Origin of the sequence: Methylibium petroleiphilum PM1 (assembly GCF_000015725.1) — a bacterium.
Taxonomy (GTDB): Bacteria; Pseudomonadota; Gammaproteobacteria; order Burkholderiales; family Burkholderiaceae_C; genus Methylibium; species Methylibium petroleiphilum.
Genome location: NC_008825.1, coordinates 3470677 through 3496086, shown reverse-complemented (window position 1 = coordinate 3496086; position 25410 = coordinate 3470677). Strand labels below are relative to the sequence as shown.

Annotated in this window: 24 protein-coding genes and 1 riboswitch; of the genes, 15 read left to right on the top strand and 9 right to left on the bottom strand. The window is 71.9% G+C overall.

Annotated features, from left to right (window positions below; translation table 11 throughout):
* Nucleotides 1-72: 72 nt before the first annotated feature.
* The 3 genes from ahcY to MPE_RS16575 all read right to left on the bottom strand — a co-directional run bounded on the left by ahcY (nucleotide 73) and on the right by MPE_RS16575 (nucleotide 2786).
* On the bottom strand, nucleotides 73-1506 hold the full coding sequence (gene ahcY / locus MPE_RS16585) for an adenosylhomocysteinase (protein ID WP_011830862.1): 1434 nt from the start codon (nucleotides 1504-1506) through the stop codon (nucleotides 73-75).
* A gap of 71 nt (nucleotides 1507-1577) precedes the next feature.
* A riboswitch (S-adenosyl-L-homocysteine riboswitch) is annotated at nucleotides 1578-1655 on the bottom strand.
* Nucleotides 1656-1722: 67 nt separating this feature from the next.
* Entirely contained in the window at nucleotides 1723-2316 is a 594-nt protein-coding gene (locus MPE_RS16580; protein ID WP_011830861.1) for a glutathione S-transferase family protein, read from the bottom strand.
* Nucleotides 2313-2786 carry a VOC family protein gene (locus tag MPE_RS16575; protein ID WP_036233569.1) on the bottom strand — a complete coding sequence of 158 codons (474 nt, stop codon included), beginning with the start codon at nucleotides 2784-2786 and terminating at the stop codon, nucleotides 2313-2315. The genes MPE_RS16580 and MPE_RS16575 overlap by 4 nt, the downstream gene beginning before the upstream one ends.
* Before the next feature lie 116 nt (nucleotides 2787-2902).
* Between MPE_RS16575 and MPE_RS16570 the strand changes: the two genes are divergently transcribed.
* From MPE_RS16570 to MPE_RS22865, 4 genes are all read left to right on the top strand, one after another.
* A complete protein-coding gene (locus MPE_RS16570) occupies nucleotides 2903-3799 on the top strand; it encodes a LysR family transcriptional regulator (RefSeq protein ID WP_011830859.1) in 897 nt (298 codons plus the stop codon).
* A gap of 170 nt (nucleotides 3800-3969) precedes the next feature.
* A complete protein-coding gene (locus MPE_RS16565) occupies nucleotides 3970-5613 on the top strand; it encodes a peptide chain release factor 3 (protein ID WP_011830858.1) in 1644 nt (547 codons plus the stop codon).
* A gap of 82 nt (nucleotides 5614-5695) precedes the next feature.
* Entirely contained in the window at nucleotides 5696-6940 is a 1245-nt protein-coding gene (locus MPE_RS16560; RefSeq protein WP_011830857.1) for an FAD-dependent monooxygenase, read from the top strand.
* Nucleotides 6937-7317 carry an aromatic-ring hydroxylase C-terminal domain-containing protein gene (locus MPE_RS22865; protein ID WP_011830856.1) on the top strand — a complete coding sequence of 127 codons (381 nt, stop codon included), beginning with the start codon at nucleotides 6937-6939 and terminating at the stop codon, nucleotides 7315-7317. The genes MPE_RS16560 and MPE_RS22865 overlap by 4 nt, the downstream gene beginning before the upstream one ends.
* A gap of 15 nt (nucleotides 7318-7332) precedes the next feature.
* Here MPE_RS22865 and MPE_RS16555 read toward each other — a convergent pair whose 3' ends face one another.
* On the bottom strand, nucleotides 7333-8310 hold the full coding sequence (locus MPE_RS16555) for an AraC-like ligand-binding domain-containing protein (RefSeq protein WP_011830855.1): 978 nt from the start codon (nucleotides 8308-8310) through the stop codon (nucleotides 7333-7335).
* A gap of 105 nt (nucleotides 8311-8415) precedes the next feature.
* Between MPE_RS16555 and MPE_RS16550 the strand changes: the two genes are divergently transcribed.
* From MPE_RS16550 to MPE_RS22860, 8 genes are all read left to right on the top strand, one after another.
* Nucleotides 8416-9435, top strand: a complete 1020-nt coding sequence (locus MPE_RS16550) for an AAA family ATPase (RefSeq protein WP_011830854.1) — start codon at nucleotides 8416-8418, stop codon at nucleotides 9433-9435.
* A 26-nt stretch (nucleotides 9436-9461) separates the two neighbouring features.
* Nucleotides 9462-10346, top strand: coding sequence for a DUF58 domain-containing protein (locus MPE_RS16545; RefSeq protein ID WP_011830853.1), 885 nt, complete (start codon nucleotides 9462-9464; stop codon nucleotides 10344-10346).
* Nucleotides 10343-11314, top strand: coding sequence for a hypothetical protein (locus tag MPE_RS16540; protein ID WP_011830852.1), 972 nt, complete (start codon nucleotides 10343-10345; stop codon nucleotides 11312-11314). Before MPE_RS16545 ends, MPE_RS16540 begins: the two co-directional genes overlap by 4 nt.
* A gap of 3 nt (nucleotides 11315-11317) precedes the next feature.
* Nucleotides 11318-12346 carry a vWA domain-containing protein gene (locus tag MPE_RS16535; protein ID WP_011830851.1) on the top strand — a complete coding sequence of 343 codons (1029 nt, stop codon included), beginning with the start codon at nucleotides 11318-11320 and terminating at the stop codon, nucleotides 12344-12346.
* On the top strand, nucleotides 12343-12933 hold the full coding sequence (locus tag MPE_RS16530; RefSeq protein ID WP_011830850.1) for a tetratricopeptide repeat protein: 591 nt from the start codon (nucleotides 12343-12345) through the stop codon (nucleotides 12931-12933). Before MPE_RS16535 ends, MPE_RS16530 begins: the two co-directional genes overlap by 4 nt.
* Nucleotides 12930-13859 (top strand): VWA domain-containing protein, encoded by a 930-nt coding sequence (locus tag MPE_RS16525; protein ID WP_011830849.1) that lies wholly within the window; start codon nucleotides 12930-12932, stop codon nucleotides 13857-13859. Before MPE_RS16530 ends, MPE_RS16525 begins: the two co-directional genes overlap by 4 nt.
* 133 nt (nucleotides 13860-13992) lie before the next feature.
* Nucleotides 13993-14430: an OsmC family protein gene (locus MPE_RS16520; RefSeq protein WP_041929732.1), complete on the top strand. Its 438-nt coding sequence runs from the start codon at nucleotides 13993-13995 to the stop codon at nucleotides 14428-14430.
* 31 nt (nucleotides 14431-14461) lie between these two features.
* Entirely contained in the window at nucleotides 14462-14878 is a 417-nt protein-coding gene (locus MPE_RS22860) for a hypothetical protein (protein ID WP_011830847.1), read from the top strand.
* A 174-nt stretch (nucleotides 14879-15052) separates the two neighbouring features.
* On the opposite strand, the gene MPE_RS16510 is transcribed toward MPE_RS22860, so the two are convergent.
* Both MPE_RS16510 and MPE_RS16505 read right to left on the bottom strand, forming a co-directional pair.
* Entirely contained in the window at nucleotides 15053-15706 is a 654-nt protein-coding gene (locus tag MPE_RS16510) for a DUF2238 domain-containing protein (protein WP_011830846.1), read from the bottom strand.
* Between the two features lie 25 nt (nucleotides 15707-15731).
* The gene (locus MPE_RS16505; protein WP_237706341.1) at nucleotides 15732-16628 is read right to left on the bottom strand and encodes a transglutaminase-like domain-containing protein; all 897 of its coding nucleotides are present in this window, start codon (nucleotides 16626-16628) and stop codon (nucleotides 15732-15734) included.
* A 183-nt stretch (nucleotides 16629-16811) separates the two neighbouring features.
* Here MPE_RS16505 and MPE_RS16500 point away from each other — a divergent pair, with 183 nt between their 5' ends.
* From MPE_RS16500 to MPE_RS16490, 3 genes are all read left to right on the top strand, one after another.
* On the top strand, nucleotides 16812-17210 hold the full coding sequence (locus MPE_RS16500; protein ID WP_011830844.1) for a hypothetical protein: 399 nt from the start codon (nucleotides 16812-16814) through the stop codon (nucleotides 17208-17210).
* A gap of 192 nt (nucleotides 17211-17402) precedes the next feature.
* The gene (locus MPE_RS16495) at nucleotides 17403-19469 is read left to right on the top strand and encodes a TonB-dependent receptor family protein (RefSeq protein ID WP_148210974.1); all 2067 of its coding nucleotides are present in this window, start codon (nucleotides 17403-17405) and stop codon (nucleotides 19467-19469) included.
* A gap of 7 nt (nucleotides 19470-19476) precedes the next feature.
* A complete protein-coding gene (locus MPE_RS16490) occupies nucleotides 19477-20916 on the top strand; it encodes a PepSY-associated TM helix domain-containing protein (protein ID WP_011830842.1) in 1440 nt (479 codons plus the stop codon).
* Nucleotides 20917-20980: 64 nt separating this feature from the next.
* Here MPE_RS16490 and folC read toward each other — a convergent pair whose 3' ends face one another.
* The 3 genes from folC to MPE_RS16475 all read right to left on the bottom strand — a co-directional run bounded on the left by folC (nucleotide 20981) and on the right by MPE_RS16475 (nucleotide 25369).
* A complete protein-coding gene (folC, locus tag MPE_RS16485) occupies nucleotides 20981-22327 on the bottom strand; it encodes a bifunctional tetrahydrofolate synthase/dihydrofolate synthase (protein ID WP_011830841.1) in 1347 nt (448 codons plus the stop codon).
* Nucleotides 22328-22356: 29 nt separating this feature from the next.
* Nucleotides 22357-24042, bottom strand: coding sequence for a formate--tetrahydrofolate ligase (locus MPE_RS16480; protein WP_011830840.1), 1686 nt, complete (start codon nucleotides 24040-24042; stop codon nucleotides 22357-22359).
* A gap of 64 nt (nucleotides 24043-24106) precedes the next feature.
* Entirely contained in the window at nucleotides 24107-25369 is a 1263-nt protein-coding gene (locus MPE_RS16475) for a glycerate kinase type-2 family protein (RefSeq protein WP_011830839.1), read from the bottom strand.
* Between the last annotated feature and the right edge of the window lie 41 nt (nucleotides 25370-25410).

Genomic DNA, 25410 nt, shown 5'->3' with positions numbered 1-25410 from the left:
GGTCCGGCTCCGCCGGCCCGCCAGCGTCGCCCCCTTCGAGGGGGAGCGGCGCAGCCGCAACGGGGGTGGGTGTCAATACCGATAGGTGTCGGCCTTGTACGGACCGGACTTGCTGACACCGATGTACGCAGCCTGCTCGTCGGTGAGCTCGGTCAGCATCGCGCCGACCTTCTTCAGGTGCAGGCGCGCCACCTTCTCGTCCAGGTGCTTGGGCAGCACATAGACCTTGCCGACCTGGTAGTCGGCGCTCTTCGTGAAGAGCTCGATCTGCGCGATGGTCTGGTTGGCGAACGACGAGCTCATCACGAAGCTCGGGTGGCCGGTGGCGCAGCCCAGGTTGACCAGACGGCCCTTGGCCAGCAGCGTGATCTTCTTGCCGTCCGGGAAGACGACGTGGTCGACCTGCGGCTTGATCTCGTCCCACTTCAGCTTCTCGAGCGACGCGACGTCGATCTCGTTGTCGAAGTGGCCGATGTTGCAGACGATGGCCTCGTCCTTCATCGCCGCCATGTGCTCGTAGCGGATCACGTTCTTGTTGCCGGTGGCGCTGACGAAGATGTCGGCCTTGTCGGCGGCGTACTCCATCGTCACGACCTTGTAGCCTTCCATCGCGGCCTGCAGCGCGTTGATCGGGTCGATCTCGGTCACCCACACCTGGGCGCTCAGCGCGCGCAGCGCCTGCGCCGAGCCCTTGCCCACGTCGCCGTAGCCGGCCACGCAGGCGACCTTGCCGGCGATCATCACGTCGGTCGCGCGCTTGATGCTGTCGACCAGCGACTCGCGGCAGCCGTACAGGTTGTCGAACTTGCTCTTGGTCACCGAGTCGTTGACGTTGATTGCGCGGAACAGCAGCGTGCCCTTCGCGCTCATCTCGTTCAGGCGGTGCACGCCGGTGGTGGTTTCCTCGGTCACGCCGATGATCTGGGCGCTCTTGCGCGTGTACCAGGTCGGGTCCTGCGCCAGCTTGGCCTTGATCGCGGCGAACAGGCAGGTCTCCTCTTCGCTGGTGGGCTTGGAAATCACCGACGGGTCCTTCTCGGCCTTCTGGCCCAGGTGCATCAGCAGCGTCGCGTCGCCGCCGTCGTCGAGGATCATGTTCGGGCCTTCGCCGTCCGTTCCCTTGGCGCCGAAGTCGAAGATGCGGTGGGTGTAGTCCCAGTAGTCCGTGAGCGTCTCGCCCTTGTAGGCGAACACCGGCGTGCCGGCCGCCACCAGCGCGGCGGCGGCGTGGTCCTGCGTGGAGAAGATGTTGCACGAGGCCCAGCGCACCTGGGCGCCCAGCGCCTGCAGCGTCTCCACCAGCACGGCGGTCTGGATCGTCATGTGCAGCGAGCCGGTGATGCGCGCACCCTTCAGCGGCTGGCTTGCGGCGAATTCCTGGCGGATCGCCATCAGGCCGGGCATCTCGGTCTCGGCGATCTTGATTTCCTTGCGACCCCAGTCGGCGAGCGACAGGTCGGCAACGTGGTGATCGTGGGTGGGGGTGGGCTTGAGGACGGCGCTCATGGACGGGTCTCCGTGATTCAGGAAACCGCAGGACGCCGCAGGGGAGGGTGTGCTCACCGGCGGCGGGGGCCTGCGGGTGAGCGCCGTTGCATCGGGGGATGACTTTCGAGCCTGGCTCCCGGGCGGGAGTTGCAACGCTCCTCGAAAGTGAGCGGATTCTAGCCGGTCTGCCCGCCATCCCCGGTTCGCGGCAGGGTCTCGGGCCGGCCGCCGTGCTCAGGTGCCCGGCATCGCCCGGTAGCCCGGCAGGGCGCGGACGCGCTCGATCCAGCGCGCGATGTGCCGGTACGGCGCGAGGTCGATCCCGCCCTCCGGCGCCAGCGCGACGTACGGGTACATCGCGCAGTCGGCGATGGTCGGTCGGCCGATCGCCAGCCAGTCGTGGTCGGCCAGGTGGGCGTCGAGCAGCGGCAGGATGCGGGCCGCCCGGGCCAGCGTGTCGGCCTTGTCGAGCGTGTAGCCGAAGCGGTCGACCAGCCGCGCCGACGCGGGGCCGTTCTGGATCTCGTTGGCCGCGGTCGACAGCCACTGCACGATCTCGGCCTGCAGCGGCGCCTCGGCCGGCCACCAGGCGGCGCCGCCGTAGCTGCCCGCCAGGTGCACCAGGATCGCCTGCGAGTCGCGCAGCACCCGCTCGCCATCGACCAGAATCGGCAGCTCGCCCCAGGGGTTGAGGTCGGTCAGCGGCGGCCGCTTGTGCGCGCCGCCGAGGAAGTCGACCGGCACGATCTCCAGGTCGATGCCCGCCAGCGCCGCGAACAGCCGCACCTTGTAGCAGTTGCCGGACAGTTCCAGGTCGTAGAGCTTCATGCCGTGTCTCCTTGGGGGATCAGTTGGTCGAATTCGAGGACGTTGCCGTCCGGGTCGCGGATGAACAGCGCGATCCGGCGGGGGCCGAGCCGCCGCGGCCCTTCGGTGATCGCGATGCCCTGCCGCTGCAGCCAGTCCTGCAGCGCGGCCAGGTCGTCGACCACGAAGGCCGGGTGGGTGATGCCGGGCAGCTTGACCGGCTCGTCGAGCAGCGCGTTGCGTGCGCCCGGCCGGCGCGCCGCGTTGAAGATCAGGTTGATGCGCACGCCGTCGGCGCTCTCCATCTCGTTGGCCTCGTGTCCCGGGAAGCGGGCGCGCTCGACGAAGCCCAGCGCCTCGTAGAAGGCCAGCGCGCGTCGGCGGTCGCTGACGCGGATGCCGACGTGGTCGTAGGCGACGAGGCGGACCGGCGCGTGCGACGCTTCGGCCGGTGCGGCGCGGGGCGGGGAGACGGCGGCGGCGAGGCTCATCGGGGCGGACGGCGAGGGGCGGGCGATGAGCGGCAGTGTCGGCAGCCGGCCGTGCCGCGCCAATGCCGTCGCGCTGACAACACCATTGCGCCCGGCGCACAGACGAAAGGCGGGCGATGGACCGGCTGAAAGCCATGGCGACCTTCGTGCGCATCGTCGAGGCCGGCAGCCTGAGCGCCGCCGCCGAGGGCGCGGGCCAGTCGCCCGCGGCGGTCGTGCGCGCGCTGGCGGCGCTGGAGCGGCACCTCGGCGTGCGCCTGCTGAACCGCAACACGCGGCGCCTGGCGCTGACCGACGAGGGCGCGGAGTTCCTGGCCTGGAGCCGCCGCATCCTGGCCGAGTTCGACGCGGTCGAGCACGGCTTCGACGCGCGCCGCCACAGCCCCGGCGGCCTGCTGCGGCTGACCGCGCCGGTCGAGTTCGGGCGGCGCCACGTCGCCCCGCTGGTGAACGCCTTCCTCGCCGCCCATCCCGCGATGCGCATCGAGCTGACGCTGGCCGACCGCGTGGCCGACCTGCTGGACGAGGGCCTGGACCTCGCGCTGCGCATCGGCCGCCTGCCCGACTCCTCGATGGTCGCGGTGCCGTTGGGCCGCACGCGACTGGTGGTCTGCGCCAGCCCCGCCTACCTGCGCGAGGCCGGGCCGGTCGCGCACCCGTCGGCGCTGCGCGGGCTGGCCTGCATCGCCTTCGCGCCGCACGGGCGCCACTGGCACTTCCAGGACCGGGGCGCGCCGCTCACGCAGACCGTCTCGGCCCGGCTGGTGGCCAACCAGGTGCAGGCCGCCAGCCTGGCCTGCACGCAGGGCCTCGGCATCGCCCGGTTGCTGCACTATCAGGTCGCCGACGAGCTGGCCGACGGGCGGCTGCTGCGCCTGCTGCCGGCCTTCGAGCCGCCCGACCTGCCGATCCAGCTCGTCTACCCGCACGCGCGCCTGCTGTCGCCGCGGGTGCGCCAGTTCATCGACTGGGCCGCGCCGCGCCTCGCGGCGGCGATCCCCGACCCGTCCTGAGCCGACCCCGGCGCAAGCCCTCCCAGGGCGCGACAAGGCCCTCCACCTAAAATCGCGCCTCGCGCCGGGCGGACCCCGGTGCTGGAAAGAGAAGAGGCCACGGCCCGCCGCGCGCAGCGCCGCCGGGACCCTGCGGTCGTGGCCGCGCACCTGCCGAGATTGGGAAAGTGATGTCGAACGTTCAGATCGCCGATGAAGTCCAGCGCAGGCGCACCTTCGCGATCATCTCCCACCCCGATGCCGGCAAGACCACGCTGACCGAGAAGCTGCTGCTCTTCTCGGGCGCGATCCACATCGCCGGCTCGGTGAAGGCGCGCAAGGCCAGCCGCCATGCCACCTCCGACTGGATGGAGATCGAGAAGCAGCGCGGCATCTCGGTCGCCAGCTCGGTGATGCAGATGCTCTACCGCGACTGCGTGATCAACCTGCTCGACACCCCGGGCCACAAGGACTTCTCCGAAGACACCTACCGCGTGCTGACCGCGGTGGACGCTGCGCTGATGGTGATCGACGCGGCCAACGGCGTGGAGCCGCAGACGCGGCGGCTGATCGAGGTCTGCCGCCAGCGCGACACGCCCATCCTCACTTTCGTCAACAAGATGGACCGCGAAGGCAAGGAGCCGCTGGAACTGCTCGACGAGATCGAGCAGGAGCTCGGCATGCCCTGCGTGCCGATGACCTGGCCGGTCGGCCAGGGCAAGGCCTTCGGCGGCATCGTCGACCTGCGCAAGCAGCAGATGCGTCTCTTCAAGGCCGGGGCCGACAAGCGCAGCGACGAGGGCGACGAGGTGGTGCCGCTGTCGCAGGCCGACACGCTGCGCGCCCGCTTCGGGCACGACTACGCGCTGGCCGAGCAGAACATCGAACTGCTGACCGCCGCCGCACCGGCCTTCGACGAGGCGGCCTTCGTGGCAGCGAAGCAGACGCCGGTGTTCTTCGGTTCCGGCGTCAACAACTTCGGCGTGCAGGAGGTGCTGGACGCGCTGGTCGACCTGGCGCCGCCGCCGGCCTCGCGCCACGTGACGCGGGCCGACGGCAGCGAGCACGAGGTGCCGCCGCAGTCGGCCGGGTTCTCCGGCGTGGTATTCAAGGTGCAGGCCAACATGGACCCGTCGCACCGCGACCGCATCGCCTTCGTGCGCGTCAACTCCGGGCGCTACACCTCGGGCATGAAGCTGCGCGTGCAGCGCACCGCCAAGGAGCTGAGGCCCACCTCGGTGGTCACGTTCCTGTCGCAGCGGCGCGAGGCGGTCGAGGAGGCCTACGCGGGCGACATCATCGGCTTCACCACCCACGGTGGCGTGCAGCTCGGCGACACCATCACCGACAGCGAGGCGCCGGCGAGTTTCGGCACCTACACCGGCCTGCCGTTCTTCGCGCCCGAGCTGTTCCAGACCGTCGAGCTGGCCAACCCGATGAAGAGCAAGCAGCTGCAGCAGGGCCTGCTGCAGCTCGGCGAGGAGGGCGCGATCCAGGTGTTCCGGCCCACGGTCGGCGGCTCGATGCTGCTGGGCGCGGTCGGCCAGCTGCAGTTCGAGGTGGTGCAGCACCGCCTGAAGGCCGAGTACAGCGTGGATGTGCGCCTCACCGGCAGCCGCTTCCACGGCGCGCGCTGGGTGACCTGCGACGACGACGCGGCGATGCGCAAGTTCACCGACGAGGCCGCCAGCAAGCTCGCACTCGACGCGGCCGACACGCTGGCCTACCTGATGACCTCGCCCTACGACCTGCGCCTCACGCAGGACCGCCATCCCAAGGTGGTGTTCCACCCGCTGCGCGAGCACGCCGGCCTGGCGCTGCAGCAGGCCGCTTGAGCGGCCGTCCGCGGCGGCGGCGCGCGCGGGCTGGACGGCCCGGGCTGCCTCGTTGCAAGATGCGCGCACGGAGGGCTGCGCCATGTCCCACACGCCGGTGCTCATCGTCGGGGCAGGCCCCACGGGCCTGATGCTCGCCTGCCAGCTGGCCCGTCACGGGGTCGAGTTCCGCATCGTCGACGGCAAGGCCGGCCCGACCCGCGAATCGCGCGCCCTCGGCGTGCAGGCCCGCACGCTGGAGCTGTTCGACGCGATGGGCATCGCCGCCGAGGCCGTGACGCAGGGCCGGGCCACCTTCGCGGGCAATATCTATGTCGGGCGCCGGCGCGTGCAGCGCATCCCGCTCGGCGACATCGGCCAGGCGGTGACGCCGTTTCCCTACCTGCTGATCCTCGAGCAGAGCCGCAACGAGGCGCTGCTCTACCAGACCCTGCGCGCCGCCGGCCGCGACGTGGAGTGGCAGACCTCGCTCGCCGACCTGCGCAACGAAGACGCGACCGGTGCCGTCGCCACGCTGCGCCACGCCGACGGCCGCAGCGAGACGCTGCACTGCGACTGGCTGGTCGGCTGCGACGGCGCCCGCAGCCCGGTGCGCGAGCAGCTCGGCCTGCCGTTCTCCGGCGGCACCTACGAGAACGCCTTCTACGTGGCCGACACCCGCGTCGACTGGGCGCTGCCGCACGGCGAGCTCACGGTCTGCCTGTCGAGCGAGACCTTCGTGGTGTTCTTCCCGATGCCCGGCGAGCAGCGCTACCGCGTCATCGGCACGCTGCCGCGCGACGCCGGCGGCGACGCGCCCGTGCTGCGCTTCGAGGACATCGAGGCGGCGGTGCGCGCGCAGATGGACATCGAGGTGCGCTTCGGCGAGACCGCCTGGTTCTCGTCCTACCGCGTGCACCACCGTTGCGTGGAGCGCCTGCGGGCCGGGCACTGCTTCGTCGCCGGCGATGCCGCGCACGTGCACAGCCCGGTCGGCGCGCAGGGCATGAACACCGGCCTGCAGGACGTGTGCAACCTGGCCTGGAAGCTGGCATTGGTGGTGCAGGGCTGTGCGCGCGACGACCTGCTCGACAGCTACCACGCCGAGCGCTGGCCGGTCGCGCAGCAGCTCCTGAAGACGACCGACAGCGCCTTCCAGTTCATCATCAGTCCCAACCCGCTGGTGCGGGCCTTCAGGCTGCACGTCTTCCCGCGCATCGCGGCGCGCGTGATGGCCCGGCCGGCGGTGCGCAAGCGCCTGTTCCGGGTGATCTCGCAGACCGGCTTCATTACCGAGACAGCCGCCTGTCGCAAGGCCCGGGCGTCACGCCGGCGGCTGCGGCGATGACGGTGCGCGCCGGCGATCGCCTGCCGTATGCCGAGATCGCCGCGCCACTGGCGGACCCGTCGGCATCGGTCTACGCCTGGCTGGCGGCGCCGGGCTTTCACGTGTTGCTGCTGCAGCGCGAGCGAGAGGGCCTGGAGGCGCGCGCTTCCGCTTCCACCTGGGCCGCCCAGCTGGAAAGGGCCTGCCCCGGCTGGTTCCATGTGCACGCCGTCGCGTCCGGTCAGGGTGCCGATGCGCTGTTCGACGCGCTCGGCGTCACCGGGCGCGCGATGGTGCTGGTGCGCCCCGACCAGTACATCGCCTGCGTTGACGACCGGATCGAGTCACCGGTGCTCGAGGCCTGGCTCGAGCGCACGCTCGGCCTGCGCATCGCCTGAGCCGGCGCGCGCGCGTCAGTCGCGTGGTCCGGCCGCGGGCACCGTGGCGGCCGACTTGCGGTACTCGCGCGGCGAGGCGCCGTAGCGCTGCTGGAAGCTGCGGCTGAAATGCGCCGCATCGCTGAAGCCATGGCTGTAGGCGATCTGCGTCAGCGTGTGCCGCGCCGCGCGCGGGTCGATCAGGGCGCGTTCGCAGGCGGCCAGGCGCTGAGCCCAGATCCAGCGTTCCAGCGTGCTGCCCTCGGAGCGGAACAGCTGGTGCAGGTAGCTGGTCGACAGCCCCAGCGTCGCGGCGATGCCCGGCACCGACAGCTGCGGATCACCCAGGTGGGCGACCACATGGGCCTTGATGCGCGCCAGCAGCGTGCGGCGCGAATGCGGCGTCGCTGCACGGCTGTCGGCGTCGCCGCGCAGGCCGCCGCCGACGGCGCCCAGCAAGGCCTCGGCCAGCGCCGGACGCGACAGGCGCGTGCCACGACAGGCTTCGCGGACCTGGTGGATCAGCCGTCGTGCGGAGCTGCTGGCCGCCGAGATGGCCTGTGCCGTCTGCGCATCGCAATCGGGCGCACGCGCCATCAGCGTGGCGCAGGGGATGCGCAGCACGGCCTGCTGGTAGTCCTCTTCGAGCAGCAGTTCGTAGGGGCGCCGGGTGTCGTAGATCGCGAACTGCCCTGGCGCCAGCCGCGTCTCGCGGCCGCCCTGCGCGATCCAGCACGAACCCTCGAGCTGCACGCTGACCAGGAAGAAGTCCTCGTGCGCGCGGGCCACCTGGCGCTGCGAGCGGGTGATGTGCTTGAAGCCGTGGCCGACCGAGGTGATGCGGGTCACCGACAGTTCGGCGAGGTCGCGGTGCAGCATCGAGGCGACGAAGCGGTCCGGGTCCTGCACCTTGAAGCGGGATTCGACGAAGCGGTCCGAGGCGGCCTCCGTCCAGCGCGCGACGCGCTGGCCCGGCGGCAGGTGGAGGGTGGAGAACGCACGGTCGTGGCCCATCGGCGGCTGATCCTTCAGTGGGAACCCTAGGGTGCACTCTCAGGCAAGACCGCCGGCCGCCGCCGAGACACCCTGCGGCATTGTGTTGGCAACCGGCGCGGGCAAATGAGTTCAGCAGAACAGCTTCAGGACTGGCGATCGATCGCGCAGCGGGTCGAGGCCGAGGTCGCCCGCGCGGTGATCGGCCAGCCGCAGACGATCCGGCTGATCAACGTGGCCACCTTCGCACGCGGCCACGTGCTGCTCGAGGGTGACGTCGGCGTCGGCAAGACCACGGTGCTGCGGGCGTTCTCGCGCGCCATCGGTGGCGACTTCGAGCGCGTCGAGGGCACCGTCGACCTGATGCCCGGCGACCTGATCTATCACACCTATGTCGACGCCGAGGGCAAGCCGCGCATCGATCCGGGCCCGCTGCTGCGCCACGGCGAGGGCCTCACCACCTTCTTCTTCAACGAGATCAACCGCGCCCGCCCGCAGGTGCAGTCGCTGCTGCTGCGCGCGATGGCCGAGCGCACCGTGTCGGCCTTCAACCGCGAGTACCGCTTTCCGCACATGACGGTGTTCGCCGACCGCAACAAGGTGGAGAAGGAAGAGACCTTCGAACTCGCATCGGCGGCGCGCGACCGCTTCATGTTCGAGCTCAACATGAGCAAGCCCACCGACCGCGGCATCCGCCGCGCGCTGGTGTTCGACACCGCGTTCCACGACGCCGACCGGCTGATCGAGCAGGTCCCCGCGGCGCTGCTGCCGGCCGACCGGCTCAACGAGATCGGCGCGCTGATCCAGTCCAGCGTGCGCAGCAGCGAGACCATCGAGCGCTACGTGCTCGACCTGTGGGAGGCCAGCGAGGACCCGCTGCGCTTCGGCGTGCACCTCGAGGGCGTGGACATGAAGCGCCTGATCCTCGCCGGCGCCAGCCCGCGCGGCATGAGCGCGCTGATGCGCGCCGCGCGCGTGGTGGCGTGGCTGGCGGGCCGCGACCACCTGCTGCCCGACGACGTGCACGCGGTGCTGCCGTCGGTGCTGGGCCACCGGGTGTTCTTCACGCCGATCTACGAGCTGCGGCGCGCCGAGCTGGCGCCGGCGCTGGTCGAGAAGATCATGGACCGCGTGGCTGCCCCCTGAACCGAGAGCGCCGACCGCCGCCGCCGATGAGCCCGACGCACGACGAATTCCACTACCGCCTGCCACTGCGCTACGGCGGTCAGCGCCCCGGTGCGCATCGAGGCTCCAGCCTCGGCTCGGGGCAGGGTTTCGCCGCGCACCGGCGGCTGTTCGACCACCCCGACCCGCGCCGCATCGACCTGCGCGCCAGCCTGCGTGACGTGGGCCAGGAGTGGCTGGTGCGCATCCAGCGCCAGCGCGTGGCGGTGCCGGTGCACGTGGTGGTCGATGTGTCGGCGTCGATGCACTTCGGCGCGCTGCGCAGCAAGCTGCAGGTGGCCGCCGACTTCGTCGAGGCGCTCGGCCCCAGCGCCTTCCGCGTCGGCGACGCGGTGGGCCTGCTGGCGTTCGACCACGAGGAGCGCGAAGACCTGTTCATGCCGCCGCGCCACAGCCGAGGCGCCGGCATCGCGATGGCCGAGGCGCTGCGCCGCTGCCGCTCCGAGAACGCCTGGCAGCACGACACCGTGCGCCACAACGGCGCGGCGGCGCTGCAGCGCGTGGCGACGCGCCTGTCGGGCCGCCAGGGGCTGGTGTTCCTGGTGTCCGACTTCCACTGGGATCTCGGCGGGCTCGACGCGGTGCTCGACCTGCTGGCGCCGGCCTGCGTGGTGCCGATGATCGTCTGGGACCCGGCCGAGACCGAGCCGCCGCCGGCGCGTGCGCTGGTCGCTGTCAGCGACGCGGAGACCGGCGTGCGGCGCAGCCTGTGGATGCGCGAGCCGCTGCGCGCGCAGTGGCGCGACGCGGTGGCCGCGCGGCGCGACGCGCTGCATGCGCTGTTCGACGCGCACGGCATGGCGCCCTTCCACCTGCATGGCGGCTTCGATGCCGAGGCGATGACGCGCTACTTCCTGGAGACGGTGGCATGAAGCGCGGCCCGAGCATTCGGGTCGGGCGTGCGGCTCGGCCGTGGCGGCGGCAGGTGGCGGTGCTTGTGCTGGCCCTGGGCAGCATGGCTTTGCCGTGGCGAGCCGCTGCGGGCGGCGGAGCCGGAGCCAGCGAACCCGGTGAGGCGGCCAGCGCGCCGGCGCCGGCGGCTGCGGTGACCCCGGCCACGGTCGAGCAGCCACGCGCCTTCGGCCATGCGATCGGCGACGTGTTGACGCAGCGCGTGCTGCTGGAGCACGCCGGTCGCGCGGTCGACGTGGCCACGCCGCCGGCGGCCGACCGCGTGGGTCTGTGGCTGGAGCGCCGCGCGGCGCGCGCCGAGACCGACGACCAGGGCCGCCGCTGGCTGGCGCTCGATTACCAGGTGGTCAACGCACCCCGCGCGCTGACCACGCTGAGTCTGCCGGCCCTGTCGATCCCCACGCGCGGCGGCGCATCGCTGACGCTGCCCACGTGGCCGATCAGCGTGGGGCCGTTGACGCCACCCGAGGTGGCGGGCCAGGGTGCGCTGCAGACCTTGCGCCCGGACCGGCCCGTCGAGGCTGCACCGACAGCGGCGATCGAGCGTCGCTTCAAAGGGGCGCTGCTCGCGCTGGGGGGCGTGCTGCTGGCCTGGCTGGCGTGGTGGGGCGGGCGCAACTGGCGCGAGTCGCGGCGCCTGCCGTTCGCCCGCGCCTGGCGCGAACTGCGTCGTGCGGACGCGGCCAGCCCCGAGGCCTGGCTCAGCCTGCACCGCGCCGTCAACGCCAGCGCCGGCCGCGTGGTGCACGGCGCCTCGCTGTCGCGCTGGCTCGACGAACGGCCGCACCTGCGGCCGCTGCAGGCGCAGCTCGAAGGCTTCTACCGCCATTCCAGCGAACGCTTCTTCGCCGGTGGTGCGGTAGCCGACTACCCGCTGCACACGCTGGGCCGCGCGCTGCGCGACGCCGAGCGCCGGCAGCACCGCTGAGCCATGGGCCTCGACTTCGTCCAGCCGCTACTCCTGCTGCTGCTTCCGCTGGCGGCGCTGCCGCTGCTGCGCCGCCGCAGCGACACGCTGGTCTACTCGGCCATCGCCTGGCTGCCGGTCGACCGCATCGGGCGCATCGCCGGCTTCCTGTGGCGCGCCTTCGCGGTCGCGGCGATGGCCGCGGTGGTGATCGGCCTGGCCGGGCCGGGGCAGTCGGGTGCGCAGGTGCTGCGCACCGGGCGCGGCGCCGAGATCCTGATCCTGATGGACCGCAGCAGCAGCATGGACGCCAACGTGGTGCCCAAGGATGTGAAGGCCGGAGGGCAGTTCAACGCCAGCATGCCGACCAAGAGCCAGGTGGTGCGCGAGCTGTTGAGCGAGTTCGTCGCGAAGCGGCCCGACGACCGCTTCGCGTTCATGGCCTTCAGCACCAGCCCGATGCGCATCGTGCCGTTCACGCAGCAGGGCGACGTGATCCAGGCCGGCCTGGCCGCCACCGGCGTGGGCCGCGGCCTGCCCGACACCCACATGGGCAGCGCGCTGCTGGCGGCGATCGGCGAGTTCGAAGGCCGGCCGTATGCCGGCAGCCGCGTGATCCTGGTGGTGTCCGACGGTGGCGCGCAGCTCGACGAGACCACGCGCCAGCGCATCGAGGCCGGGCTGGTGCGGCAGAAGATCGGTCTGTACTGGATCTACATCCGCAGCAATCCCAACTCGCCCGACCTGACGACCGACGCGGTCGGCAGCCTCGACTCGGTGGAAGAGCTGGCGTTGCACAGCTTCTTCCGCACGCTGCCCACGCCCTATCGGCTGTTCCAGACCGACGACGCCAGCGCGATGGCGGCGGCGATGGCCGAGATCGACCGCCTGCAGAACTTTCCGCTGTCGGTGGTGGAGCGGGTGCCGCGGCGCGACTTCAGTTCGGCCTGCTACGGCGTGGCGCTGCTGTGCTGCCTGGGCCTGCTGGTCTGCCGGGCGCTGCAGTTGCCGAGTTGGGCGCCGGCGTGGCGCGACGGACGGAGTGCGTCATGAGAAGGCTGTCGGTGCATGGCGTGTTCGCGGCGGCGGCGGCGGTCTGCGCTGGCGTGCTGCTCTGGCAGGGGCTGCACTGGCGGCAGGTGGTGGCACTCAACGAGGCCGTGGCCGCGGCCGCACGGCCGCCCGCCGAGAAGGACGCAGAGAAGAAGGACGCACCGGCGCCGCGCGACGCTCCGCGCGAGGTGAGGCTGGCGCGCGCGATCGCGCTGGCCCAGGCGGGCGCCCACGACGCGGCCTTCAAGAGCTACAGCGGCCTGATCCAGCCCGGTGCGCTCGATGCCCTCGGCCGCCAGGCGCAGTTCAACCTCGGCAACATGTATTTGCGCCAGGCGCTGGCGGCGTCGCCGGGCGGTGACGCCGCCGCGCCGTCGGCCGAGACCGCGCCGTTGATCGAACTGGCCAAGCAGCGCTACCGCGACCTGTTGCGCGCCGACCCCGGCGACTGGGACGCGCGCTACAACCTCGAGCGCGCGCTGCGCCTCGCGCCGGAGGAGCAGGAGGCCTACGCCGAGGACCCGAACGTGCCGGTCGAGCGCCGCCGGGTGCAACTCCGCGGCATGGACCCGGGGGACCTGCCTTGAACCGCGTCGTGCGGGTCGGCCGCTGGCTGGTCCGCCAGGGCCGGCGTGCGGACCTCGTGCTCACGCTCGCGTTGCTGCTGCTGGTGGCCGCGGTGGCGTTGCCGCCCTTCATGCTGCAGCGGGCGACCTTCCACTACCTGGTTGCCTTCGACATCACTCAGAGCATGAACGTGGAGGACGTGGAGCGCGACGGCGCCCCCCTGAGCCGCCTGGCCTATGCCCGCTCGGCGATGCGCGACGCGCTGCGCGAGATGCCCTGCGGCTCGAAGATCGGCTGGGCCGTGTTCGCCGACTACCGCGTGATGCCGCTGCTGCTGCCGGTGGAGGTGTGCAGCCACTACGAGGAGCTGCTCGCCTCGCTGGACCGCATCGACGGCCGCATGCGCTGGGCCAATGCCAGCAACATCGGCAAGGGCATGAGCTGGACCATCCGCACCGCGCGGGCGATCGATCCGAACACGCGCGTGGTGTTCTTCACCGACGGCCAGGAGTCGCCGCCGCTGCGCGACGGCGCCGAGCTGCCGCCGATCCAGGACATCACGCCCGGCGAGGTGGGCGGCTGGCTGATCGGCGTGGGCGGCGACCTGCCGGCGCGCATCCCGCGCACCGACCGCGACGGCAACCCGGCCGGCTACTGGGCCGCGACCGACGTGGTGCAGCGCAGCGGCGCGCAGGCGGCGCAGAGCCACGAGCACCTGTCGGAACTGCGCGAGCCGCACCTGCAGTCGCTCGCCAAGCTGATGGGCTTCGGCTACCGGCGCCTGGCCGCGCCCGACGTGCTGGGCCAGGCGATGCGCGACCCCGCCTTCGCCCAGCCCGAGCCCGTGCCGACCGACCTGCGGTGGCTGCCGGCCGCGCTGGCGCTGGCGCTGCTGGCGTGGCGCTTCCTGCCCGACCGGCGACCGCGCCGCAGCGCACCGCTGTAGGACGCGGCCCGCAGTGCGTCGCGGCGCCGTCCCATCGCGCGGCGGTGTGCCGCTGCCCATACTGGCATCAGCGAGGCCCGGACGCATGGCCGTCCCTGCGATCGCTGCCCATCACTCAGCAGGAGCCGTTGCCATGATCGAGAAGAACGCCAGCGTCCATTGGGAAGGCCGGGGCAAGGAAGGCCAGGGCCAGGTCAGCACCGAGACCGGTGCGCTGCAGGCCTACCCCTACGGCTTCGGCAGCCGTTTCGAGGACGACCGCCGCGGCAGCAACCCGGAGGAACTGCTCGGCGCGGCGCACGCGGCCTGCTTCACGATGGCGTTCTCGTTCGCCTGCGACAAGGCCGGCTTCGCGACGACCGCGGTCGACACGCGTGCCGCCGTGCGCCTGGCCAAGCAGGGCGAGGGCTTCGTCATCGACCGCATCGCGCTGCAGCTCGACGCCGCCGTGCCCGGGATCGACGAGGCGATGTTCCAGCAACTGGCGCAGAGCGCGAAGGAGAACTGCCCGTTGTCGAAGGCGCTGGCCAGCGTGCCGAGCATCACGCTCGTGGCGACGCTGCGCCGTTGAAACGGCGGCGAGCCTCATCGAGGAGAGTGTGATGAGCACATCGAGATCGTGGCGCCGGCTCGCGGCCGGCTGGCTGGGAACGCTGGCCTGCACGCTGGCCGTCGCGCAGATGGACACGCCGGCGCCGCCCGGGCCGCCGGCCGCGCAATCGGTGCAGCGGCCGCCGGCGAAGACCTTGCCCGCATCGCCGCCTGCCGCTGCGTCGGCGAGCCCCTTGCAGACCCTGCCGCCGACCCACCCGGGCGATCCGCAGATCAGCGTGCCGCTCGGCAAGCCGGCCCCGCCGCCGGGGGCCCCGTCCTCCGCACCGGTGGCGCCGCCGCCGCCCGCCGCCGATCTGCGTGGTGAGTCGATGGCGAGTTGCGATCGCCTGTCCGGCAAGGCCGCGGTGGCCGAATGCCGCCGCCGCGTGGCGACGCAGGGCAGTGCGCGCCCGACGCCGCCCTGAGCTCATCGGTTCAAAAAGAAGCCCGGTGCGGCTCGCGCCACACCGGGCAATTGACGATGATCATTCCTGGTGGATTGGCGTCCAGAGGAATGGATTCATCCTAGTGGCTGGCCGCCGCCTGCGGGCCGGGAAAGCCTCCCGAAGTGAGGGGGCGGCGGGCCGGTGGCGGGGCGCTCAGGGACCGTTCGGGACGGTCAGCGCCCGCAATTGCCGGTCGTGCCGGCGCGCCAGCAGCCACTGAGCGGCCATCGCGCCGAGCCACGCGCAGAACATGTCCTTCTGGGTGTCGAAGGGGTCGCCCTGGGTGCCGAGAAACTCATCGGCGCCGCCGCCCAGCGCCTCGGCCGCGCCCCACTCGATCAGCTCGTAGAGCGCGCTGATCGCCAGGCAGACGGCGGTGACCAGCGTGAACAGCCAGCCGCCGCGCATCTCGGGCCGCGCCAGGGGCGTGAGCCGCAGCAGCACTTCGCGCGCCACGATGGCCGGCACGAAGCCCTGCATCAGGTGTCCGATGCGGTCGTAGTGGTTGCGCTCGAAGCCGAACCACTGCTGCATCCAGTGGCCGAGCGGCACGCGTGCGTAGGTGTAGTGGCCGCCAAGGATCAGCACCGCCATGTGCAGCGCGATCAGGCCGTAGAGCAGCGGCGTGAGTGGGAAGCGCCGGTGCGTGGCCAGCAACAGCGGCAGGGCGATCAGCACCGGTGCCACCTCCATCAGCCAGGTGCCGCGCTCGTACGGCCCGATGCCCGACCAGAGCAGCAGCGCCAGCACGGCGGCGGTGTAGATCCACAGACCCTTGAGCGACAGGCTGGCAGTGTTCGGCGGCATGCGCCGATGCTGCCAGAGGAAACGGTCAGCCGCCGGCGTCGGCGAGCGCCAGCTGCTGCGGGCCCACCGCCTCGATCTGCGGGTTCATGCTCAGCATGCGGGCCGGGCCGAACAGCGTGGCGAAGGCCACGTCCTTGGCGTCGCGGCCGCTGGCGATGCGGACCAGATCGTCCACCGGCGACATCCGCGTCGGGTCGAACAGCACCCAGCGGCCGCCCAGCCAGGCCTCGAACACCGCGTGAAAGTCGGGGGGCGGCTCGTCGAAACGCGCATAGCCGACCGCCAGCCGCGCCGGGATGTTGAGCGCGCGACAGAAGGTGACGCCCAGGTGGGCGAAATCGCGGCACACGCCGGCGCGCTGCACGAACACCTCGCGCGCCGTGGTGGTGGGTCCGGTCGAGCCGATCGCGTACTCGATGTGCTCGAAGATCCAGTCGGCGATCGCCTGGACCCGCGCATGGCCGGGTGGCAGGTGACCGAACAGCTTGTAGGCGGCGCGGCCCAGCAGGTCCGACTCGCAGTAGCGCGTGGGCGCCAGGTTGTGGAGCACGTGGTCGGGCAACTCGTGGATCGGCTGCTCGGGGGCGCGCAGATCGCGCGTGAACGGCCGCTTCTTCACCAGGGCCCGGTACAGCAGCGTGAAGCGGCCGGCCTCGACGTGCACGCGCGTGAAGCGGTGCCCCTGCGTGGGGTCGGCGAAGACGTGGAAGGCGGAGTCGCTGTGGAAGTCGATCGATTCGCCGGCGATGTGCTGCTCGGCGTCCTTCAGCGCGTGCACCAGGAACACGAAGTCGGTCGGGGCATCGACCTCGTAGGTCAGCTCGCAGTCGACCCGGAAGGCCCGCTCGGCGGCGCGCCGCGAGGACAGCCGAAACGGTTTGAGGAGGGCGGAGAGCGGCATGGCGGACGGTGGGGAGGACATGGCGACGATTTCATCCTCGGGTGGCCTCCCGAGCCATCGGACGCGTTGCCGCGACCGCGTAGGACGCCGCCGCAGCACCGAGATGGCGCACGTGCCGGGCTGCATCGCCCGTTCGCGGGCTCGGGTCCGCGGCGTCGCGGCGACATCGCAGCGCTGGAGGCGAACACTACAATGCCGCGGCCTATGCGTCCGTCCATCGTCCGTCTGCGCTCTGCTCTCGTCCTGGCCGTGCTGGCCTGGTTCGCGCAGCTCTGCCTGCCGGTGGCGCACGCGGCGGTCATGTCTTCGCCCAGCACCCAGCTGCTCGGGTGGTGCGGCGATCCTTCTGGCGCGCTCGCGATCGCGGCCGAGCTGCCCGCCGAGATCCGCGAGGGACTCGGGCTGGACGGCCTGCATCCCGATCACCTCGCTTGCGCGCAGCTTTGCGCGGCCGGGACCACGCCACCGACGGTGCCCGTCGCGAACACGGTGCTGCTGCGCGCGGCCGGTCTCGAGCCCGCACCGGCGCGCGAGCGGCCTGCGCCGCGCACGCGCGCTCAGGCGCCGACGCCGCCTTCTCACGGCCCTCCGGCGCACGCCTGAGACACCGGCGCGTCGGGCGGTTCCCGACGCCGCCTCGCACGCTCCCACGCCATCCCGATCGACACGGTGCTTCCGTGCGCATCGGTTCGCGCTGCGGCCCGCCCAGGGCGCGGCGACGGCGTGCCGAACGACGCGCGCCCGACGCCGGCCCGACCGGCGGCAGCGCTGACTCAGCTTCCGGAACTTCGCACCATGCTTTCAAGATCACCCGCAGTCCTGTCTGCTCTCGTCCTCGGCCCGTGCGCGATCGCGCAGGCCCAGAGCCCGCAAGAGGCGCAACTGCCGCCCATCGTCATCACTGCCGAGCGAGAGACCGATCAGGTCAGGAAGGCACTGACGGCAGAGCAGGCCGTCACACCTGGCGCCGTGACGCTGGTCGACGGCGAAGCCCTGCGCCAGCGCAACGTCACCAGCCTGGCCGACATGCTGCGCTACGTGCCCGGCCTATGGGCTGCCAGCGGCAGCACCGGCGACTCGTCCTTCCTGTCCAGCCGCGGCTCCAACCTCGACGCCACCAACTACGACGGCAACGGCATCAAGCTGCTGCAGGACGGCCTGCCGGTGACCGCCGCCGACGGCAACAACCACAACCGCGACGTCGACCCGCTGTCGGCGCGCTACGCCATCGTGGCGCGCGGCGCGAACGCGCTCACCTATGGCGCCAGCACGCTCGGCGGTGCGATCGACTTCATCACGCCCACGGCGCGCGACGGAGCACCGAACGAGCTGCTGCTCAACGGCGGCAGCCACGGCCAGCGGCAGGCCCGCATCACGCTGGGCACGGTGGCCGGCGCCTTCGATGCTCTGGTCACCGCCGAGGGCAAGCGCAGCGACGGTTATCGTGATCACCACCGCCAGGAGCGCAGCGGCCTCTACGCCAATGCCGGCTGGCAGCTCGGCGATGCCGTGCGGACGCGCTTCTACGCCACCGCGATCGACAACGACCAGCAGTTGCCGGGCGCGCTGACGCGCGACGAATGGCGAGCGAACCCGCGCCAGGCCCAGGCCGCCGCGCTGGCCGGCGACTACCAGTACAACGTGAAGACCTGGCGCCTCGCCAACAAGACGACGTGGGACATCGACGCGAACAGCAGCCTCACGGCCGGCCTGTCGTACGAGGAGCAGCAGCTCTACCACCCGATCGTCTACGCGCCGCCGTTCTTCAGCCTGTTGATCGACACCGAGCAGCGCAACCTCGGCGGCACGCTGCGCTACCAGCGTCGCATCGGCGAACACGACCTGCTGGTCGGCCTGAACGCGGGCCTCACCACCGTGAAGGGCGGGAACTACGGATACGAGCCCGGCGGCGCCGCGACGCTGTCGACGCAGGTGGACAACCGGGCCGACAGCCTGGAGCTGTTCGTGATGGACCGCTGGCAGTTCGCGGCGGACTGGACCGCGGTCTACGGCGCGCAGGCCGTGTCGTCCCGCCGCGAGATCCGCAATACCACGGTGTCCAGTGGTGCCCTGCGCAACCCGGAAGACGGCTACCACAGCATCAACCCGCGGGTGGGCCTGATCCACCAGCTGGCACCCACCGTCCAGTTGTTCGCCAACCTGAGCCGCCTGTACGAGGCGCCCACGCTCTACGAACTGGAGGACGACGTGCGCGGCGACCAGTCGACGCTGGAGGCGATGAAGGGCACCGTGCTGGAGGTCGGCACGCGCGGCACGCACGACGCGGGCCGCAGCCAATGGCACTGGGACGTCGCCGTCTACTACGCACGGCTGCGCGACGAGATCCTGTCGCGCGCCCCGGTGCCCGGCGTCAGTCTGTCGACCAACGTCGACGGCACGGTCCACGCCGGCGTCGAGGCCCTGCTGGGCGCCAGCCTGGCGATCGACGACGCCGGTGCCCACCGCGTCGAGCCGCTGCTCAACCTGACGGTCAACCACTTCCGCTTCAAGGGCGATGCCGACTACGGCAACAACCGGCTGCCAGCCGCGCCGACCTATGCGGTGCGCGGCGAACTGCTCTACCGCCATGCGAGCGGCTTCTTCGCCGGGCCCACCTTCGATCTCGTGGGGCGCCGGTACGCGGACTTCGCCAACACCTACACGGTCGACCGCTACACCCTGTGGGGCCTGCGCGCCGGCCTGACCCGCGATCACTGGGAGCTCTACGCCGAGGCTCGCAACCTCGCCGACCGGAACTACGTCTCGCTGTTCAGCGTGCAGGACAGGGCGGAATCCAACGCGGCCATCCTCACGCCCGGCGAGCCCCGCTCGGTGTACGTCGGTGCGCGCTTCAAGTTCTGAGGCCGCGATGAGCGACGCGATCCCCGCGGAGGCTGCTGCCGCCACCTCCGAGTCCGCGCTGTACCGGCGCGTCTGGCGCTGGCACTTCTACGCCGGGCTGGTCTGCCTGCCCTTCCTGGCGTTGCTGGCGACGACCGGCGCGCTGTACCTGTTCAAGGACCCGATCGAGTCGCTGCTCTATGCACGGCTGCGCGTCGTCGAAGCCGGGCCCGCGCCGGGGCTGGCAGCGTCCGCACTGGTCGACAGGGCCCTCGCGGCCGAACCCGGCGTGGCGGTGCGCTTCGTCGCGCCGGCCCGGCCAGGCCGCAGCGCCGAGGTGGGCATCCGCACGGCCGAGGGCATCGTCGCGGTCTACCTCGACCCGGCCGACGGCCGGGAACTGGGCAGGCTGCGCGACGACGACCGGCTGATGGAGGTCGTCAAGCGCCTCCACTCGCTGGCGATCGCCGGCCCGGTGGCCAACCACTGGATCGAGATCGTGGCCGGCTGGGCGCTGGTGCTCGTCGTATCCGGCGTGTTCCTGTGGTGGCCGCGCGGGCGCTCGGGCGGTGTCTGCACCGTGCGCGAGCGCCCGGCGCAGCGCCTCTGGTGGCGCGACGTGCACGCGGTGACCGGGATCGTCGCCGCCGTGGCGATCGTGTTCCTGGCCGTGACGGGCATGCCGTGGTCGGCGTTCTGGGGGCAGCAATTCGGTCGCCTGAGCGCCGAACGGGGCCTGGGCGTGCCGAAGCACGTGTGGGGGCCGGCACCGCCGTCCGCGGTGCCCCCGCTGGCCGGCCTGCAGGCGGTGCCCTGGGCCGTGGGTCAGGTGCCGCCGCCGCGTTCGTCGGAGCCGCCTCGCCCTGCCGGCGAGCCGCATCACGGCGAGCACGGCGGCGGAGCTCACGTCGCGCCAGCGACGCCGGCGACGGAGGCCCTGCAGGCCGACGGCCTGGGGCTGGACCACGCGCTGCAGATCCTGGCGCGGATGGGCGTGCCGGCCGGCACGCCGGTGCGCCTGCCCGACGGTCCGCGCGGTGCCTATACCGCGATGCACTTCCCGGGTGACATCCGGGAGGTGCGCGTGGTCCATCTCGACCGCTACTCGGGCGCCGTGCTCGCCGACATCCGCTACGCCGACTACGGCATCGTCGGCCGCGCGACCGAGTGGGGCATCAGCCTCCACACCGGGCGCCAGTTCGGCTGGATCAACCAGCTCGTGATGCTGGCCGCCTGCCTGGCCATCGTGGTGCTGGCGGTCTCGGCCGTGGTGATGTGGTGGAAGCGCCGCCCGCACGGCCGGCTGGCGGCGCCGCCGCGCAAGGCGGGCGACCGGGCGGCCGTCGGCGCGATCGCGGTCGCGCTGCTGCTCGGACTGATCTATCCGCTGCTCGGGGCGTCGATGCTCGTCGCGCTGGTCGTCGATGCCCTCGTGCCCGCGGGCTGGCGAAAGCGCTACGGCTTGTAGATCGATCGGCGAGGCTCCTGTCCTCGATGCTGCGCGGCGGGCACGCCTGCCGCGCCACGCCGCATCAACTGCCCGCCGTCGCCTCCGCCTCGAGCTCGCGCAGCACCGCGGCCACGGTCGAGAACGAGCCGCACACCAGCACGCGGTCGTCCGGGCCGGCCGAGGCCAGCGCGTCCCGGTAGGCGTCGAGCGGCGACGCGCTCAGGTGCACCGTGCGCTGCACCTGAGCGGCGTCCAGCGCCGCGGCCATGTCGGCGGCCGAGGCGCCGCGCCGTTCGGCGATGCCGGCGACGAACCAGGCGTCGACGCCGTCGCGCAGCGCCTGCGCGGTGCCGGCGATGTCCTTGTCGCGCAGCATCGCGAACACCGCGAGCGTGCGGCCCGGCACCGGGTGCTGGGTCAGCGTCAGCGCCAGCCGCTGCGCGGCATGCGGGTTGTGCGCCACGTCGAGCAGCACCTCGGGGGCACCGGGGTGGCGCCGCCAGCGCTGGAAGCGACCGATCAGCTGCACCTGCCGCAGGCCGCGGTGGATCTGCGCGGCGTCCACCGGCAGGGTGCGGGCCAGTGTCTCCAGTGCCATCAGGCAGGCGCCGGCGTTGTGCAGTTGCACGTCGCCGGCCAGCGCCGGCAGCGGCAGGCCGCCGAGTTCGCCGCTGCGGCGGCTCAGGGTCCAGGTGTCACCGGGGTCGCGGCGCACCCGATAGTCGCGCCCGCTCTGCAGCAGGCGAGCGCCGAGGCGCCGGGCCTCCTGCGCGATCGTGGCCGGCGGCTCGGGGTCGGCGCAGATCGCCGGCCGGCCGGCGCGGAACACGCCGGACTTCTCGACCGCGATGCTCTCGCGCGTCGGGCCGAGGTATTCGACGTGGTCGATGCCGATGCTGGTGACGATGGCGCAGTCGGCGTCGAAGGCGTTCACCGCGTCGAGCCGGCCGCCCAGCCCCACCTCCAGCACCGCGGCGTCGAGGTCGGCCTCGGCGAACACGCACATCGCCGCCAGCGTGCCGAACTCGAAGGGCGTGAGCGGCGTGTGGCCGCGCGCGCCCTCGACCCGCGCATAGGCCGCGCACAGCGCCGCGTCGCCGACCGGTGCGCCATCGATGCGCACGCGCTCGTTGTAGCGCAGCAGGTGCGGCGAGCTGTAGACGCCGACGCGGTAGCCCGCGGCGCCCAGCACCGACGCGAGCAGCGCGCAGGTCGAGCCCTTGCCGTTGGTGCCGGCCACGGTGATCAGCGGGAAGCCGGGCTTCAGGCCCAGAGCGTCGCGCACCTTGACGACGCGCTCCAGCCCCATGTCGATGGTCTGCGCGTGCAGCGCATCGGCGTGGGCCAGCCAGGCGGCGAGGTCGGCGCCCTGGCGCGGGCGGCGCACACGCAGTGCGGGCGCGGCGTCGGCGCGCAGGGGGGCCAGCATGGCAAGGGCTCCGGACGGTGAGGGGCCGCTCAGAACAGGCCGACGACCTTGCCGTCGTCGCCGAGGTCGATCTTCTCGGCCGACGGCACCTTGGGCAGGCCGGGCATCGTCATCACGTCGCCGCAGATCATCACGATGAACTCCGCGCCGGCGGCGAGGCGCACCTCGCGGATGTCGATCGTGTGGCCCGACGGTGCGCCGCGCGCACTGGGGTTGGTCGAGAACGAGTACTGGGTCTTGGCCACGCACACCGGGTAGTGGCCGTAGCCGGCGTCCTGCAGCTTCTTGATCTCGCCGGCCACCTTGGCGCTGGCGTTGACCTTGGCCGCGCCGTAGATCTTGGTGGCGATCGCGGTGATCTTGTCCATCAGCGGCAGGGACTCGTCGTAGACGAACTTGAAGCCCGCGGCGCCGCTCTGGCCCTTCTCGACGATCTCGACCACCGCGCGCGCCACGTCCTCGGCGCCCTTGCCGCCCTCGGCCCAGTGGCGCGCCACGATCACCGGCACCTCGTGCTTCGCCATGCGGTCCTGCAGCAGCTTCAGCTCGGCCGGCGTGTCGAAGGTGAAGTTGTTGATCGACACCACGCAGGGCAGGCCGTAGTGCTCGCGGATGTTGGCGACGTGGCGCTCGATGTTGGCGATGCCCTTCTCCAGCGCGTCGAGGTTCTCGGTGTTGAGCTCCTTCACGTCGACGCCGCCATGGAACTTGAGCGCGCGGATGGTGGCCACCAGCACCACCGCGTCGGGGCGCAGGCCGGACTTGCGGCACTTGATGTCGATGAACTTCTCGGCCCCCAGGTCGGCGCCGAAGCCGGCCTCGGTGACCACGTAGTCGGCCAGCTTCAGGCTGGTCTGGGTGGCGATCACGGAGTTGCAGCCGTGCGCGATGTTGGCGAACGGCCCGCCGTGCAGGATGGCCGGGTTGTTCTCCAGCGTCTGCACCAGGTTGGGCTTGAGCGCGTCCTTCAGCAGCACGGTCATCGCGCCATGGGCCTTGAGGTCGCGCGCGGTCACCGGCTTCTGCTGGCGGGTGTAGCCGACCACGATGTTGCCCAGGCGCTCCTTCAGGTCCTGGATCGACGTGGCGAGGCAGAAGATCGCCATCACCTCCGAGGCCACCACGATGTCGAAGCCGTCCTCGCGCGGGTAGCCGTTGCCGGGGCCGCCGAGCGAGCAGGTGATGTCGCGCAGCGCGCGGTCGTTCATGTCGAGCACGCGCTTCCAGGTGATGCGCCGCACGTCGATGTCGAGCTCGTTGCCGTGGTGGATGTGGTTGTCGATCATCGCGGCCAGCAGGTTGTTGGCCAGCTGGATCGCGTTGAAGTCGCCGGTGAAGTGCAGGTTGATGTCCTCCATCGGCACCACCTGTGCATGGCCGCCGCCGGCCGCGCCGCCCTTCATGCCGAACACCGGGCCCAGCGAGGGTTCGCGCAGGCACACCAGGGTCTTCTTCCCGATGCGGTTGAGCGCGTCGCCCAGGCCCACGGTAGTCGTAGTCTTGCCTTCGCCGGCCGGCGTGGGGCTGATCGCGGTGACGAGGATCAGCTTGCCGTTCGGGCGGTCCTTCAGCGAATCCACGTAGTCGAGCGAGAGCTTGGCCTTGTAGTGGCCGTAGGGCTCCAGGTGCTCGTCGGCGATGCCGAGCTTGTCGCTCGCCACCTGGGTGATGCGCCGGAGGGTGGCTTTCTGGGCGATTTCGATGTCGGAGGCCATCTTGTCTCTCTCTCGTCTTGTGCGGGTGGGATGGAAGGAAAGCGGAGGCGCGCCTGTCGTCGCGTCACTCGATCAGGATCGCGCGGAAGTCGTTCACGTTGGTCATCGTCGGGCCCGTGACCACCAGGTCGCCGAGCGCCGAGAAGTAGCTGTAGCCGTCGTTGTTGGCCAGGAAGGCCGGCGCATGCAGGCCCAGCGCGCGGGCGCGCGCGAGCGTGTCGGGGCCGAGCAGTGCCCCGGCGTTGTCCTCGGTGCCGTCGATGCCGTCGGTGTCGCATGCGATCGCGTGCATGCGCGGGTGGCCGTCGAGCGCGACCGCCAGCGCCAGCAGGAACTCGGCGTTGCGCCCGCCACGGCCCTGACCGCGCACGGTCACCGTGCCCTCGCCGCCGGACAGCAGCACGCAGGGTGTCCTGCCCGGCTGGCCGTGCTCGGCCACCTGGCGAGCGATGCCGGCATGCACCAGCGCCATCTCGCGGGCTTCGCCCTCGAGGGCATTGCCCAGGATCACCGGTTGGATGCCGGCTGCGCGCGCCACGCCGGCCGCGGCCTCGAGCGACATCTGCGGCGTCGCCACCATCACCTGGCGGGCCCGCGCCAGGCGCGGATCGCCGGGCTTGGGCGTCTCGTCGTGGCCGCGGCGGATGTGGTCGATCGCCGCTTTCGGTTCGGTGATCGCATATTTGGTCAGGATCGCCAGCGCGTCGGCGCAGGTCGTCGCATCGGCCACGGTCGGGCCCGAGGCGATCACCGACGGGTCGTCGCCCGGCACGTCCGAGATCGTCAGCGTCAGCACCTGGGCCGGCGCACAGGCGGCGGCCAGGCGGCCGCCCTTGATGGCCGACAGGTGCTTGCGCACGCAGTTCATCTCGGTGATGTTGGCGCCCGACTTCAGCAACGCGCGGTTCACCGCCTGCTTGTCCTCCAGCGTCAGGCCCTCGGCCGGCAGCGCCAGCAGCGACGAGCCGCCGCCGGAGATCAGGCAGATCACCAGGTCGTCCTCGCGCAGACCCTGCACCATCGCCAGCATGCGGCCGGCGGCCGCGCGGCCCGCGGCGTCCGGGACCGGATGGGCCGCCTCGACGACCTCGATGCGCTCGGTCGGAACTCGGTGGCCGTAGCGCGTGACCACCATGCCCGACAGCTCGCCGGGCCATTGCGACTCCAGCGCCCGGGCCATCGATGCGGCAGCCTTGCCGGCGCCGATCACCAGCGTGCGCCCGCGCGGCAGTGGGGGCAGATGCGCGCCCAGGCAGCGCGAGGGCGCGGCCGCCGCGACTGCGGCATCGAACATCCGGCGTAGCAGGTCTGGACCCTGGGAAGGCATGTCGTTGTGCGACCGGTGGTCGGGGGTTGCGGTGGATCGAT

Bases quoted from the DNA above. Each gene is read 5' to 3' on its own strand.
- ahcY (WP_011830862.1), bottom strand. From the start codon at position 1,506: ATGAGCGCCGTCCTCAAGCCCACCCCCACCCACGATCACCACGTTGCC.
- MPE_RS16580 (WP_011830861.1), bottom strand. From the start codon at position 2,316: ATGAAGCTCTACGACCTGGAACTGTCCGGCAACTGCTACAAGGTGCGG.
- MPE_RS16575 (WP_036233569.1), bottom strand. From the start codon at position 2,786: ATGAGCCTCGCCGCCGCCGTCTCCCCGCCCCGCGCCGCACCGGCCGAA.
- MPE_RS16570 (WP_011830859.1), top strand. From the start codon at position 2,903: ATGGACCGGCTGAAAGCCATGGCGACCTTCGTGCGCATCGTCGAGGCC.
- MPE_RS16565 (WP_011830858.1), top strand. From the start codon at position 3,970: ATGTCGAACGTTCAGATCGCCGATGAAGTCCAGCGCAGGCGCACCTTC.
- MPE_RS16560 (WP_011830857.1), top strand. From the start codon at position 5,696: ATGTCCCACACGCCGGTGCTCATCGTCGGGGCAGGCCCCACGGGCCTG.
- MPE_RS22865 (WP_011830856.1), top strand. From the start codon at position 6,937: ATGACGGTGCGCGCCGGCGATCGCCTGCCGTATGCCGAGATCGCCGCG.
- MPE_RS16555 (WP_011830855.1), bottom strand. From the start codon at position 8,310: ATGGGCCACGACCGTGCGTTCTCCACCCTCCACCTGCCGCCGGGCCAG.
- MPE_RS16550 (WP_011830854.1), top strand. From the start codon at position 8,416: ATGAGTTCAGCAGAACAGCTTCAGGACTGGCGATCGATCGCGCAGCGG.
- MPE_RS16545 (WP_011830853.1), top strand. From the start codon at position 9,462: ATGAGCCCGACGCACGACGAATTCCACTACCGCCTGCCACTGCGCTAC.
- MPE_RS16540 (WP_011830852.1), top strand. From the start codon at position 10,343: ATGAAGCGCGGCCCGAGCATTCGGGTCGGGCGTGCGGCTCGGCCGTGG.
- MPE_RS16535 (WP_011830851.1), top strand. From the start codon at position 11,318: ATGGGCCTCGACTTCGTCCAGCCGCTACTCCTGCTGCTGCTTCCGCTG.
- MPE_RS16530 (WP_011830850.1), top strand. From the start codon at position 12,343: ATGAGAAGGCTGTCGGTGCATGGCGTGTTCGCGGCGGCGGCGGCGGTC.
- MPE_RS16520 (WP_041929732.1), top strand. From the start codon at position 13,993: ATGATCGAGAAGAACGCCAGCGTCCATTGGGAAGGCCGGGGCAAGGAA.
- MPE_RS22860 (WP_011830847.1), top strand. From the start codon at position 14,462: ATGAGCACATCGAGATCGTGGCGCCGGCTCGCGGCCGGCTGGCTGGGA.
- MPE_RS16510 (WP_011830846.1), bottom strand. From the start codon at position 15,706: ATGCCGCCGAACACTGCCAGCCTGTCGCTCAAGGGTCTGTGGATCTAC.
- MPE_RS16505 (WP_237706341.1), bottom strand. From the start codon at position 16,628: ATGTCCTCCCCACCGTCCGCCATGCCGCTCTCCGCCCTCCTCAAACCG.
- MPE_RS16500 (WP_011830844.1), top strand. From the start codon at position 16,812: ATGCGTCCGTCCATCGTCCGTCTGCGCTCTGCTCTCGTCCTGGCCGTG.
- MPE_RS16495 (WP_148210974.1), top strand. From the start codon at position 17,403: ATGCTTTCAAGATCACCCGCAGTCCTGTCTGCTCTCGTCCTCGGCCCG.
- MPE_RS16490 (WP_011830842.1), top strand. From the start codon at position 19,477: ATGAGCGACGCGATCCCCGCGGAGGCTGCTGCCGCCACCTCCGAGTCC.
- folC (WP_011830841.1), bottom strand. From the start codon at position 22,327: ATGCTGGCCCCCCTGCGCGCCGACGCCGCGCCCGCACTGCGTGTGCGC.
- MPE_RS16480 (WP_011830840.1), bottom strand. From the start codon at position 24,042: ATGGCCTCCGACATCGAAATCGCCCAGAAAGCCACCCTCCGGCGCATC.
- MPE_RS16475 (WP_011830839.1), bottom strand. From the start codon at position 25,369: ATGCCTTCCCAGGGTCCAGACCTGCTACGCCGGATGTTCGATGCCGCA.